We start from the raw sequence: 13,424 nt of genomic DNA on the forward strand, positions 1-13,424 counted from the left end.
CAACGACCCGGATGATAAGGAAGCGTCTGAAAGACTAGCAGGCGTCGGCGTGGGCAGGGTATTGATGATTTCTGAAAAAACGCCAGAGGGACACCGGGCTGGTAATGCTATAACTGGATGAGGGGCAGCCATTTTTAATGACTGCGCTCTTCCGGCACATAATAAAAGTTCATCTAAACGGCGTGCTGCCTGATGTGAAATTTGTCGTCGAGTTTTCGCTTAACGGAGAGTAAGTGAATGTAAACGTGATCGATGATGGACATTTCCTTGCGGCAATGCCTATATCCCCAACACTTCCGGCACCAGCTCTTCCAGTTGCCTGACCAGCTCAGGGTCCATGTAGCGGTAGTCGTCGGGGATGTCGAGTACGTGCAGGGGCTTATTTTCAATAATACGACGATATTCAGCCATCAACCGGTCTTTATGTTTCTGCTCCATAACGCAGATAACGTCAGCCCACTGAAGTAACCCGCACGACACGCTTTTTTTGGCATTACGGCTGGTGCCGGCGGAACGGACGCTAAGGCCGGGATAGCGGCGGAACACCTGCTCCGCCGTGGGGCTGCGCCATTGATTACGGCTGCATATGAAAAGCACATTCATTAAATAAATACTCTCCCAGATCGCGCTTCGCTAACGGCGAGTTTGTCAGTCGTGGAGACTCAATACCCCACGGTGCGGCACGTAGCACTTTGTCGGAGCGCGTGTAGATATATTGAAGCGCTAGAGTGACTTTCTGTATGAATAATAAACCGTTTTGGCATTTTTATTTTATCTTTTGTGCGCCCCGCTGTTTTTCTTTCACCGTGCTGCGATAATTACCTCAAGGCGCAATGCGGTATTGGCGCATTGCCAGGGCAGAGGAAAACAATTATGGATTACGAATTTCTGCGCGACGTTACCGGAGGGGTAAAAGTACGAATGTCGATGGGCCACGAGGTGGTCGGTCACTGGTTTAATGAAGAGGTTAAAGACAATCTCTCGCTACTGGATGAAGTAGAACAAGCCGCGCGTACGGTCAAAGGCAGCGAACGCTCCTGGCAACGAGCAGGGCATGAATACACGATCTGGATGGACGGCGAAGAGGTGATGATTCGCGCCAATCAGCTGGATTTTTCCGGCGATGAGATGGAAGAGGGGATGAGTTATTACGATGAAGAGAGTTTATCCCTGTGCGGCATGGAGGATTTTCTACGGGTCGTCGCCGCGTATCGGGAATTCGTCAGTAAAGCCTGACCCTCTCTTCGTTATTGTCCCGCAACGCCAGTCGACGGACAGTTGGGGGCGGTAGTGGAAACGAAATCACCACACATTCCAGCCGGGAGTATCCCGGCTTTTTTATAGCAGAATGATTTTTTGATTTTTATTAATCATTTTAAAACTGTGATCTGACGCGTTTGTGATCTTAATTTGATTGAATATAATCGTTATGATTTTATTCAATCACAACAAGCAACAGGCGGTAAGACCATGAACATCAAAAAAGCAATAGAGCGCGTACCCGGCGGCATGATGGTCGTACCGCTCGTTATTGGCGCAGTCATTAACACCTTCGCCCCGCAGGCGCTTGAGATCGGCGGTTTTACCACTGCCTTATTTAAAAACGGCGCGGCGCCGCTGATTGGCGCTTTTCTGCTGTGTATGGGAGCCGGTATCAGTGTGAAAGCTGCGCCCCAGGCGTTATTGCAGGGCGGGACGATTACGCTCACCAAGTTGCTTGTCGCCATCGGCATTGGCCTGGGCGTGGAGCATCTTTTCGGCGCGGAGGGTATTTTTGGCCTGAGCGGCGTGGCGATTATCGCGGCGATGAGCAATTCAAATGGCGGACTTTATGCTGCGCTGGTAGGCGAATTCGGCAATGAGCGCGACGTCGGCGCTATCTCTATTTTGTCTCTTAATGATGGCCCTTTCTTTACGATGATTGCGCTGGGCGCGGCAGGGATGGCGAACATTCCCATTATGGCGCTGGTGGCGGTGCTGGTTCCGCTGGTTGTCGGCATGATCCTCGGCAATCTTGATCCTCATATGCGCGATTTTTTGACCAAAGGCGGCCCGCTGCTCATTCCTTTCTTTGCTTTTGCGCTGGGGGCGGGCATCAACCTGGAAATGTTACTGCAAGGCGGACTTGCCGGAATTCTGCTCGGCGTGCTGACAACGTTCGTTGGAGGTTTCTTTAATATTCGCGCAGATCGTCTGGTTGGCGGAACTGGCATTGCCGGGGCGGCGGCCTCCAGCACCGCGGGTAATGCCGTTGCGACGCCGCTGGCTATTGCGCAGGCCGACCCTTCGCTCGCCGAGGTGGCCGCTGCTGCCGCTCCGCTGATTGCCGCCTCGGTGATCACCACGGCAATCCTGACGCCAGTGTTGACCTCCTGGGTTGCGAAAAAACAGGCGCGTCAGGCTTCTTTGGAGAAAAACGCATGAAAATGATGGTTATCGCCGATGATTTTACCGGATCGAATGATACCGGCGTCCAGTTGGCGAAGAAGGGGGCGAGAACGGAAGTCATGTTGAGCGCGTCGCAAAAACCGTCCCGCCGCGCCGATGTGTTAGTCATTAACACCGAAAGCCGGGCGATGCCCGCAGATCAGGCGGCATCTGCCGTTTATGCCGCGCTTTCCCCGTGGTGTGAGACATCGCCAGCGCCGCTGGTGTACAAAAAAATCGACTCTACATTTCGCGGCAATATCGGCGCCGAAGTGACGGCGGCCATGCGCGCCAGTCAGCGAAAACTGGCCGTTATCGCCGCGGCGATCCCTGCGGCCGGACGCACGACGCTTGAAGGAAAATGTCTGGTTAATGGCGTCCCGCTACTGGAAACAGAATTTGCCAGCGATCCGAAAACGCCCATTGTCTCTTCCCGCATTGCCGAGATAGTGGCGTTGCAAAGTGAGATCCCTGTGTATGAAGTCTTTTTGCAGGATGTCCGACGCGGTGGGTTAAGCGCCTTACTTACGGCTTATGCGGCTGAGGGCGAAGGGATTATCGTCGTGGATGCGGTGGAAGAGCGGGACCTGACGTTGATTGCGCAAGCGGCGTGCGAACAACCGTCGATGCCGCTGCTCGTCGGCGCAGCGGGTCTGGCGAATGCGTTGCCGGTTGAACTTTTTATGCAAGACCGGCAGCGGCTGCCGGTGCTGGTGGTGGCCGGTTCGATGAGCGAAGCCACGCGACGTCAGGTGGATAATGCGCTGTGCCGGGGACGTGCGGAGGTCGTGGATATTGATGCCGCGCGCATGGTGTCGGATAGCGCGGAACAGGAAATCGCGTCTGTCGTAGAGCAGGCCTGCGCGCTGTTAAGTCAGCATCGACATACGATATTACGCACCAGCCGTCGCGCAGAAGATCGACAGTTAATCGACGCGCTGTGCGAAAAATCCGCGATGAGCCGTCAGCAATTGGGCGAGCGACTGAGCCAGCGGCTTGGCGTCGTCACGTTAAACATTATCGAGCAGGCGCGGATTGGCGGGCTGTTTCTGACCGGCGGCGATATCGCTACCGCCGTCGCCAGCGCGCTTGGCGCTGAAGGTTATCGCATTCAGAGCGAGGTGGCGCCCTGTATTCCCTGTGGAACGTTTGTAAACAGCGAAATTGACGATCTGCCGGTCATTACCAAAGCGGGCGGATTCGGTTCAGACAGTACGTTGTGTGACGCGCTTTATTATATTGAGGAGATGTATTGTGGAGACTAAAACCGTTGCCATTACCATGGGCGATCCAGCGGGCATTGGGCCGGAAATTATTGTTAAAGCGCTAAGCGAAGACGGTCTCAACGGCGCGCCGCTGGTGGTTATTGGATGCCTCGCAACGTTGAAACGTTTACAGGCGAAGGGCATCACGCCGAACGTTGAGCTACGGGCCATTGAACGGGTCGCCGAAGCGCGTTTTGCGCCCGGCATCATTCATGTGATTGATGAGCCGCTGGCGCAGCCGGAGGCGCTGGAGGCCGGGAAAGTTCAGGCGCAGGCGGGGGATTTAGCGTATCGCTGCGTGAAGCGCGCCACCGAGTTAGCGTTACGGGGCGACGTACAGGCTATCGCTACCGCGCCGCTGAATAAAGAGGCGCTGCATCTGGCGGGGCACAACTATCCGGGCCATACCGAGCTGCTCGCGACCCTGACCCATAGCCGCGATTACGCGATGGTACTTTACACCGATAAACTAAAAGTGATTCACGTTTCAACGCATATCGCGCTGCGTAAATTCCTTGATACGTTAAGTACCGCGCGTGTCGAAACGGTGATTGGCATTGCTGATACTTTCCTCAAGCGTGTGGGTTACGTTAAACCGCGTATCGCCGTGGCAGGCGTGAATCCTCATGCGGGCGAGAATGGCCTGTTTGGCGATGAAGAGACGCGTATCCTGACGCCAGCCATTACCGATGCCCGCGCAAAAGGTATGGACGTTTATGGGCCGTGCCCGCCGGATACTGTATTTCTCCAGGCTTATGAGGGACAGTATGATATGGTGGTGGCGATGTATCATGACCAGGGGCATATCCCGTTGAAATTGCTTGGCTTTTATGATGGCGTGAATATCACCGCAGGGCTGCCGTTTATCCGGACTTCTGCCGATCATGGCACCGCATTTGATATCGCCTGGACGGGAAAAGCAAAATCTGAGAGCATGGCCGTATCGATCAAACTGGCAATGCAACTGGCATAATTCCCTGTTATGAAAGGACAACACCGTCTGGATCTCATTGTGGCGTATCTGAAAAATCATACGCTGGTTACGGTAGAACAGCTGGTTGAGGCGGTTGACGCATCGCCAGCCACTATCCGTCGCGATTTGATCAAGCTGGATGAGCAGGGCGTGATCAGCCGTAGTCATGGCGGCGTGGCGCTGCGGCGTTTTGAACCCGCCCAGCCCACCACCAATGAAAAACAACTGCGATCGCCCGCTGAAAAACGGGCGATCGCACGCGTTGCCGCATCGCTGGTCAATGCTGGCGATGCCGTCGTGCTGGATGCCGGTACGACAATGATGGAACTGGCGAAATGCTTAACCCATCTTCCGCTGCGGGTCATCACCGTCGATCTGCATATTGCGCTGTTTTTAGCTGAGTTCCGGCAAATTGAAGTGACGATTGTCGGCGGTCGTATCGATGACAGCAGTCAGTCCTGTATCGGTGAGCATGGGCGTAAGCTGTTGCGTAGCGTGTATCCGAACATCGCGTTTATGAGCTGTAATTCATGGGGGGTAAAAACGGGCGTGACGACCCCAACGGAAGATAAGGCCGGGCTTAAACAGGAGATTATTGCTAATGCGCAGCGCAAAGTGTTGCTGGCGGACAGCAGTAAGTATGGCGCGCATTCGCTCTTTAATGTGGTGCCGCTTGAGCGCTTTAATGACGTGATTACCGACGTCAATCTGCCGCCGTCAGCGCAGGTTGAACTGAAAGGGCGCGCTTTTGCGCTAACGCTGGTGCAGCCGGAGTGACAGCGCCGTCAGGCGCTGTCAGTGATGAATCAGACCGCAGAAATATTGCGGCCGTAGTAAATCTCGCGCATCTCTTTCCACAGCGCGGCGGTGATCTCCTGGCGTTCGGTTTCAGTGAGATCTTCTGGTTTGGTGTGAAACATGTAGTGCTTAAGATCGAACTCTTTAAGCAGCATCTTGGTATGGAAAATATTTTCCTGATACACGTTTACATCCACCATGTCATACAGCGACTTCATATCTTCCGACATAAAATTCTGAATAGAATTAATCTCATGATCGATAAAGTGCTTCATACCGTTGACGTCGCGCGTAAAGCCGCGCACGCGGTAATCGATGGTGACAATATCGGACTCTAGCTGGTGGATCAGGTAATTGAGCGCTTTTAGCGGTGAAATCACCCCGCAGGTTGACACTTCGATGTCGGCGCGAAAGGTGCATAGCCCGCCTTCCGGATGGCTTTCCGGATAGGTATGCACGCAGATATGGCTCTTATCGAGGTGCGCCACCACGGTTTCCGGCAGCGGGCCGGGATGTTCGGTTTGATCGATAAGTTTCGGGTCGATCGGTTCTTCGCTCACCAGAATCGTGACGCTGGCGCCCTGGGGTTCATAATCCTGACGGGCGATGTTCAGGATGTTCGCGCCGATAATGGAGCAGGTCTCCGACAGGATCTCGGTCAGTCGGTTGGCGTTATAGAGTTCATCGATATAGGCGATATAGCCATCGCGCTCTTCTGCGGTTTTGGCGTAGCAGATATCGTAAATACAAAAACTCAGGCTTTTCGTCAGATTGTTAAAGCCATGCAGTTTCAGCTTTTTCAATTTTTATCACCTCCTTAACGTCACTGTGCGGACAGTGCGTCATGTAGATATTGCGGTAGCGCAAATGCAGCGGCATGAATAGCCGGGTTGTAATAGCGACATTTGAGGCCGGCGGCATGAAAACGCGCCTGAATAATTTCGCTCGACAGGTGACGAAGAGCGTCGTTGTCCGTCGCCCAGGCGAAGGTCATAATGCCGCCGTAATAGGTCGGAATCGCCGCCTGGTAGAAGCCGACATCGCTGAAGTAATGACTCAGCTTGCGGTGGCTGTCGAGCGCTTCATCCTGTTGCAGGAAGCACACGCCGTTCTGGGCGACAAAAATGCCGCCCGGATTCAGGCAACGCTTACAGCCTGCATAAAAGGCGGAGGTAAACAGGCTTTCGCCGGGGCCTATCGGATCGGTACAGTCGGAAATGATCACATCAAAGGTCTGATGGGTCTGATTGACGAAATTCACGCCGTCGTCGATTACCAGCGTAAAGCGCGGATCGTCGTAGCTGCCGGCATTGTGGTTGGGTAAATACTGGCGGCAAAACGAGACTACGCCAGCGTCTATCTCTACCATGGTGATGGTTTCGACGTTTTTATGCCGGGTGACTTCACGTAGCATTGCGCCGTCGCCGCCGCCGATAATCAGAACGTGTTTCGCATGACCGTGCGCCAGCAGCGGGACGTGGGTCATCATTTCATGATAAATAAACTCGTCGCGTTCGGTGGTCTGTACCACGCCGTCCAGCGCCATCACGCGGCCAAAAGCGGCGTTTTCAAAGATGATTAAATCCTGGTGATCGGTTTTTTCATGATACAGAACGTTGTCTACGGCAAAGTACTGACCAAACTGGTCGTGTAGCGTTTCATGCCACATCGTATTTTCGGCCATTGGCTGATACCTCCATTGTTAACACCCGTAAAAAAAGGGCGCAACATCATAGCTAACAATGACCGTGGATGCACGGTCATTATTTCAGCAATAGGATCGCGGAGGATTATTTAACGTAGGCTAACAGGCTCAGAGAATCGCGGGCCAGAGCTTTGCATTTTTTAGCGACCGGAATACCGATGCCGCTAAGATCGCGGTAGCTGTCTTCGCCCAACGATTTCATATCGAAGGTGTCGTAGTTACTCAGGTCCCACTGATTCTGCTGGGCAAAAAAGACCAGCGCACGGCGAATCTGACTGTTGGGTAAATTTTGGTAACCACAGTCATTTTTCAGAAAAACGAAAACCGCCGTTAAATCGGCCATATCTTCAGCTTCGGATTCAGTAAGCGCATAGCTATTTGCGCATAAGGCCATCAGGCTGCCAAACAACACGGGTCTGAAAAACGTCTTCATTGCTTCTACCACGGCATCAGGGAAAGTCAACGTTAGCATACTGAGAACGTAGCGACGACTTTTATTATCAGGATTGGTCGCGGCGTTTTCATTCTTATTGTATTGCTGTCAGGAATGGTAAAGACGTGTTGCTGGCTTGACCTTCCCGTTAGGGCAGGGTCTAAGCTTAGACACCCGCCTGTTCATTATAAGGAAATGATTATGTTACGCCGTGATTTCTTAAAATATTCAGTGGCGCTGGGGGTTGCATCAGCGCTGCCGCTGTGGAGCCGCGCCGCTTTTGCCGCCGAACGTCCCGCGTTGCCTATTCCTGACCTGTTAACGGCAGATGCGAGCAACCGTATGCAGTTAATTGTTAAAGCCGGACAGTCGACATTCGCCGGTAAGAACGCGACAACCTGGGGCTACAACGGTAATTTGCTGGGGCCAGCGGTACAGCTTCACAAAGGAAAAAGCGTGACCGTTGATATCCATAACCAACTGGCCGAAGACACGACGCTTCACTGGCATGGTCTGGAGATTCCGGGCATCGTCGACGGCGGTCCGCAGGGGATTATTCCCGCAGGCGGAACCCGCACGGTGACGTTTACGCCGCAGCAACGCGCCGCGACCTGCTGGATTCATCCGCACAAACACGGCAAAACCGGGCGCCAGGTGGCGATGGGCCTTGCCGGACTGGTGCTGATTGAAGATGACGAGATTCGCAAATTGCGCCTGCCGAAACAGTGGGGCATCGACGATGTACCGGTGATCATTCAGGACAAACGCTTCTCCGCCGATGGCCAGATTGATTATCAACTGGATATTATGACCGCCGCCGTCGGCTGGTTTGGCGATACGCTGCTGACCAATGGCGCTATCTATCCGCAGCATTCCGCACCGAAAGGCTGGCTACGTCTGCGCTTGCTAAATGGCTGTAATGCGCGTTCGCTGAATATCGCCGCCAGCGATAATCGTCCGCTTTATGTGATCGCCAGCGACGGCGGCCTGCTGGCGGAGCCGGTGAAAGTCACCGAACTGCCGTTATTAATGGGCGAGCGTTTTGAAGTGCTGGTGGATATCAGCGACGGGAAAGCCTTTGATCTGGTGACCCTGCCGGTCAGCCAGATGGGAATGGCGATCGCTCCGTTTGATAAACCGCATCCGGTGATGCGTATCCAGCCGCTGCGGATTACCGCCTCCGGTACGCTGCCGGATACGTTGACGACGATGCCGGCGCTGCCGTCGCTGGAAGGGCTGACGGTGCGCAACCTGAAACTGTCGATGGACCCACGCCTTGATATGATGGGGATGCAAATGCTGATGAAGAAATATGGCGCTCAGGCGATGAGCGGCATGGATCATGACAGCATGAACGCGCATATGCAGGGCGGCAATATGGGGCATGGCGAGATGGATCATGGCAACATGGATCACAGCGGGATGAATCATGGCGCGATGGGCAATATGAATCACGGCGGAAAATTCGACTTCCATAACGCTAACTTTATCAACGGCCAGGTCTTCGATATGAACAAACCGATGTTCGCGGCGCAAAAAGGCCGACATGAACGTTGGGTCATTTCCGGCGTGGGCGACATGATGCTGCATCCTTTCCATATTCACGGCACGCAGTTCCGTATTCTGTCAGAGAACGGCAAAGCGCCAGCGGCGCACAGAACGGGCTGGAAGGATACGGTACGCGTTGAGGGCGGTATCAGCGAAGTGCTGGTCAAGTTCGATCACGACGCGCCGAAGGATCATGCCTATATGGCGCACTGTCATCTGTTAGAACATGAAGATACGGGAATGATGTTAGGATTTACGGTCTGACCGATGTCTGTGACGCAGGCCGGGTAAGGCGAAGCCGCCACCCGGCACAATGCCCGGCATACGCCGGGCATTAATGGTTATTTCGCGTCGTCAGGCAAAGCATAGGCCACGATATAGTCGCCCATCTTCGTACCAAACGAACCGTGGCCTCCGGCAGAAACGACCACGTACTGCTTACCGTTTACCTCATAGGTCATCGGCGTTGCCTGGCCTCCGGCGGGTAAACGTCCCTGCCACAGTTTTTCCCCGTTGCTCATGTTATAAGCGCGCAGGTAGTTGTCGGCGGTCGCGGCGATAAACAGCACGTTACCGGCGGTTGAGATTGGCCCGCCGAGCATGGGCATCCCCATGTTGAACGGCACCGGAACCGGCATCGGGAACGGCATACTGTCGCGCGGCGTCCCTATACGTTTCTTCCATACGATTTCATTGGTCTTCAGATCCAACGCGGAAATATAGCCCCAGGCCGGTTGTTTACACGGCAGGCCAAACGGCGAAAGGAACGGATTCAGCGTGACGCCGAACGGTACGCCGTACTGTGGCTGAATACCCGCTTCTGTTCCGGTACCTTTCGCGTCTTTCGGCGGCTCCATCGGATTACCCGGGCCGCGTGGGATCAGCTTCGATACAAACGGCAGCGCCATCGGGTTAGCGATAGCGACCTGACGGTCTGGATCGACGGAAATACCGCCCCATTCAAACATCCCCAGGTTGCCAGGGAATACCAATGTCCCCTGCTCGGACGGCGGGGTGAAGATACCTTCATAGCGCAACTGGTGGAACATAACGCGGCACACCAGTTGGTCGAACATGGTCGCGCCCCACATATCCGCGCCGGAGAGATCTTTTTTCGGGCGGAAGGTTAAATCAGAGAACGGCTGAGTTTTGGCGACGTAATCGCCTTTTGCCGCGCCCTGCGGGACCGGTTTTTCCGGGGCGGGCACGACCAGCTCGCCATTACGTCTGTCGAGCACAAAGATATTACCGGTTTTCGCTGGCGCATAGATAACCGGAACGGTGGTACCGTCAACGGTAATATCTGCCAGCGTCGGCTGTGCCGGCAGGTCCATATCCCACAGATCGTGATGGACGGTCTGATAACTCCAGGCCAGTTTCCCGGTGGTGGCATTCAGCGCCAGGATGGAGCTGGCATAACGCTCCTGCTCCGGCGTGCGGTTACCGCCCCAGATATCCGGCGTGGTCACGCCCATCGGCAGATAGACCAGATCCAGTTTCGCATCATAGGCGGCAGGCGCCCAGGAGTTCGGCGAGTTAAAGGTAAAAGCGTGCTCATCGGCTGGAATCGCGTTCGGATCTTTCGCCCCCGGATCGAAGGCCCACAGTAGTTTACCGGTATTAACATCAAAACCACGGATAACGCCGGACGTTTCGCGGGTAGAGAAGTTATCCGTGACCGAACCGGCAATGACAATCGTTTTATCGGTGATAATCGGCGGCGACGTCGGTTCATACAGTCCCGGCGTGGTGTCCGGCATATTGGTTTGCAGATTCAGGACGCCTTTGTTGGCGAAGGTTTCACACAGCTTGCCGGTTTCGGCATTCACCGCGAAAAGGCGACCGTCGTTGACCGGGAGGATAATACGGCGCGGACAGTCGGCGATGACCTCCGGCGAGGCGGTATCCGCTTTGGCCTCATGATAAGAGACGCCGCGGCAGGTCACATGCTGGAAAGACGAATCGGTCTTCAACTGAGGATCAAAATGCCACTTCTCTTTACCGCTGGCGGCGTCCAGCGCGAACAGTCGCTGGTGAGCTGTACACAGATAAAGCGTATCGCCGACTTTAATCGGGGTCACTTCGTTGGTGATTTCGCCCGGATCGTTGGGTTGTTTCAGATCGCCGGTGCGGAAGACCCACGCTTCTTTCAGTTGGTGAACGTTATCCGCAGTGATCTGTTTCAGCGGCGAATAGCGTTGGCCTTCCTGATTACGTCCATAGGCCGGCCAGTCTTCGTCGGCGATCGACGAGCTTGTTGCGGCGGGCGTGGCGTCGGCGCGAAGCGTACCGTTGATCTCCTGCGGGTCGTTGAAACCAGCCCAGGTCAGAATGCCGCCGCTAATCAGCAGCGCCACGACCAGCGCCGCCACTGCGCCGCTGGAAGGAACCACCAGCCGATGCCAGACAAACGGCAATATTAGCCAGATGCCGAAAAACACCAGAATATCGCTACGCGGCGTGAGCGCCCAGAAGTCGAACCCGACTTCCCACACGCCCCAAATCATTGTCGCCAGCAGCAGGGCGGCATACAGCCACAGCGCGGCACGTTTACTGCGCCATAGCAATCCGGCCACAACCAGCATCACGAGGCCCGCGATGGGGTAGTACCAGGAACCGCCAATAGCAACCAGCCAGACACCTCCGATAAGAAGATACAGCCCACAAAGTGCTGCAAAGAGGGCCGTCAGCGTCACGAGTAATCGTGGCGATCGTGCGTTATTTTCTGCCATAAAAAGACACCATCCCAAATTGTTAATTTTTTAGTAGCAATTAAGTATAGGAATTAACATGTGTGATCGTCATCACAAAATGAGCTTTCTTATCAAATGCCGCGAATGGATACGTTTGCTGTTATACTGCGTGCCTTGCGCGTCAATGCGGCGTTATTAGTCACCGGCATTGAGTGATTTGTTTTTAAATCATATGGTTATAAATATGAAACATACTGTTGAAGTCATGATCCCCGAAGCGGAGATCAAAGCACGTATTGCCGAGCTGGGTCGTCAGATTACCGAACGTTATAAAGACAGCGGCAGTGAAATGGTGCTGGTAGGTCTGTTGCGTGGCTCATTTATGTTTATGGCGGACCTGTGCCGTGAAGTTCAGGTTCCTCATGAAGTCGATTTTATGACCGCCTCCAGCTATGGTAGCGGCATGTCCACCACCCGCGACGTGAAAATCCTCAAAGATCTGGATGAGGATATTCGCGGTAAAGACGTGCTGATTGTCGAAGACATTATTGATTCCGGTAATACGCTGTCGAAGGTCCGTGAAATCCTGGGCCTGCGCGAGCCGAAATCGCTGGCGATTTGTACGCTGCTGGATAAACCGTCTCGCCGCGAAGTGGACGTGCCGGTTGAGTTCGTTGGCTTTTCGATTCCGGACGAATTTGTAGTCGGTTACGGTATCGACTACGCCCAGCGTTATCGCCATCTACCGTATGTTGGTAAAGTGGTGCTGCTGGACGAGTAAGCGCAGAAATGCCGGATGGCGTCGCTAAAGCGACTTATCCGGCCTATAGCTAATGGCTTATTGGTGGGGAATATATTTCAGACTTAGGGCGGAGATACCCTTATGATAGCCGTTCTCCAGCGTTTTTTTGTTGGTGGCGGTGACGTCAAGATCGCGCAGCAGGCCATCATTGATACTGTACGCCCAGCCGTGAATGGTCACATTCTGCCCGCGTTTCCACGCTGACTGCATAATGGTGGAATGCCCCAGGTTATAGACCTGCTCCATGACGTTCAATTCATAGAGCGCGTCCAGACGTTGCTCTTCGGGCATTTTTCCCAACAGCGAGCTATGTTTAAGCCAGATGTCGCGGATATGCAGCAGCCAGTTATTAATCAAGCCCAGCTCAGGGTTTTCTACCGCAGCCTTGATACCGCCGCAACCGGAGTGGCCGCAAATGATAATATGCTCAACTTCCAGAACATCTACCGCATACTGAACCACGGAGAGACAGTTCAGATCGGTGTGAATAACCAGGTTAGCCACATTACGGTGAACAAACAATTCGCCCGGTTCAAGCCCGGTTAAACGCTCTGCGGGAACGCGGCTGTCGGAACATCCAATCCATAGAAAGCGCGGTTTTTGCGCTTGCGCCAGTTTCTCAAAAAATCCGGGGTCCTCTTCCACCAGCATTTTTGACCATAGTGCATTGTTGCTGATGAGTGTATCTATGTCTTTCATGGAAGTTAACGACCTGTAACCAAATAAGTGCGTTGGGCTAATATAGGGCAACTCCGTAGTTATTTAAACCATATATAAAGT

13 protein-coding genes are annotated in these 13,424 nt (G+C 54.0%); 7 read left to right on the top strand and 6 right to left on the bottom strand.

Going from position 1 to position 13,424, the window contains the following annotated elements:
- Positions 1–279: 279 nt before the first annotated feature.
- Positions 280–603, bottom strand: a complete 324-nt coding sequence (locus tag ACLJPQ_RS11390; protein ID WP_001101536.1) for a low molecular weight protein tyrosine phosphatase family protein — start codon at positions 601–603, stop codon at positions 280–282.
- 270 nt (positions 604–873) lie between these two features.
- Between ACLJPQ_RS11390 and yacL the strand changes: the two genes are divergently transcribed.
- From yacL to ACLJPQ_RS11415, 5 genes are all read left to right on the top strand, one after another.
- Complete coding sequence (yacL, locus tag ACLJPQ_RS11395) at positions 874–1,236, top strand: protein YacL (RefSeq protein ID WP_000384308.1); 363 nt, start codon at positions 874–876, stop codon at positions 1,234–1,236.
- Between the two features lie 234 nt (positions 1,237–1,470).
- Complete coding sequence (locus ACLJPQ_RS11400) at positions 1,471–2,424, top strand: 2-keto-3-deoxygluconate permease 1 (RefSeq protein ID WP_001022089.1); 954 nt, start codon at positions 1,471–1,473, stop codon at positions 2,422–2,424.
- The gene (dtnK, locus tag ACLJPQ_RS11405; RefSeq protein WP_023138986.1) at positions 2,421–3,692 is read left to right on the top strand and encodes a D-threonate kinase; all 1,272 of its coding nucleotides are present in this window, start codon (positions 2,421–2,423) and stop codon (positions 3,690–3,692) included. Before ACLJPQ_RS11400 ends, dtnK begins: the two co-directional genes overlap by 4 nt.
- Positions 3,682–4,665 (top strand): D-threonate 4-phosphate dehydrogenase, encoded by a 984-nt coding sequence (locus ACLJPQ_RS11410; RefSeq protein ID WP_000448745.1) that lies wholly within the window; start codon positions 3,682–3,684, stop codon positions 4,663–4,665. The genes dtnK and ACLJPQ_RS11410 overlap by 11 nt, the downstream gene beginning before the upstream one ends.
- Positions 4,666–4,674: 9 nt before the next feature.
- Positions 4,675–5,442, top strand: a complete 768-nt coding sequence (locus ACLJPQ_RS11415; RefSeq protein ID WP_000678254.1) for a DeoR/GlpR family DNA-binding transcription regulator — start codon at positions 4,675–4,677, stop codon at positions 5,440–5,442.
- Positions 5,443–5,471: 29 nt separating this feature from the next.
- On the opposite strand, the gene speD is transcribed toward ACLJPQ_RS11415, so the two are convergent.
- From speD to ACLJPQ_RS11430, 3 genes are all read right to left on the bottom strand, one after another.
- Positions 5,472–6,266 (bottom strand): adenosylmethionine decarboxylase, encoded by a 795-nt coding sequence (gene speD / locus ACLJPQ_RS11420; RefSeq protein ID WP_000734276.1) that lies wholly within the window; start codon positions 6,264–6,266, stop codon positions 5,472–5,474.
- Between the two features lie 20 nt (positions 6,267–6,286).
- The gene (gene speE / locus ACLJPQ_RS11425; protein WP_001534394.1) at positions 6,287–7,147 is read right to left on the bottom strand and encodes a polyamine aminopropyltransferase; all 861 of its coding nucleotides are present in this window, start codon (positions 7,145–7,147) and stop codon (positions 6,287–6,289) included.
- A 106-nt stretch (positions 7,148–7,253) separates the two neighbouring features.
- Positions 7,254–7,601, bottom strand: a complete 348-nt coding sequence (locus ACLJPQ_RS11430; protein WP_000846613.1) for a YacC family pilotin-like protein — start codon at positions 7,599–7,601, stop codon at positions 7,254–7,256.
- A 201-nt stretch (positions 7,602–7,802) separates the two neighbouring features.
- Here ACLJPQ_RS11430 and cueO point away from each other — a divergent pair, with 201 nt between their 5' ends.
- A complete protein-coding gene (gene cueO / locus ACLJPQ_RS11435; RefSeq protein WP_080184979.1) occupies positions 7,803–9,413 on the top strand; it encodes a multicopper oxidase CueO in 1,611 nt (536 codons plus the stop codon).
- Between the two features lie 77 nt (positions 9,414–9,490).
- On the opposite strand, the gene ACLJPQ_RS11440 is transcribed toward cueO, so the two are convergent.
- Positions 9,491–11,881, bottom strand: coding sequence for a glucose/quinate/shikimate family membrane-bound PQQ-dependent dehydrogenase (locus tag ACLJPQ_RS11440; protein WP_000829732.1), 2,391 nt, complete (start codon positions 11,879–11,881; stop codon positions 9,491–9,493).
- A gap of 205 nt (positions 11,882–12,086) precedes the next feature.
- Between ACLJPQ_RS11440 and hpt the strand changes: the two genes are divergently transcribed.
- The gene (hpt, locus tag ACLJPQ_RS11445) at positions 12,087–12,623 is read left to right on the top strand and encodes a hypoxanthine phosphoribosyltransferase (RefSeq protein ID WP_000683342.1); all 537 of its coding nucleotides are present in this window, start codon (positions 12,087–12,089) and stop codon (positions 12,621–12,623) included.
- Between the two features lie 57 nt (positions 12,624–12,680).
- On the opposite strand, the gene can is transcribed toward hpt, so the two are convergent.
- On the bottom strand, positions 12,681–13,343 hold the full coding sequence (can, locus tag ACLJPQ_RS11450) for a carbonate dehydratase (RefSeq protein ID WP_000651590.1): 663 nt from the start codon (positions 13,341–13,343) through the stop codon (positions 12,681–12,683).
- Positions 13,344–13,424: the final 81 nt, after the last annotated feature.

The sequence above is a fragment of the Salmonella sp. SAL04213 genome, from assembly GCF_046550535.1.
GTDB lineage: Bacteria > Pseudomonadota > Gammaproteobacteria > Enterobacterales > Enterobacteriaceae > Salmonella > Salmonella enterica.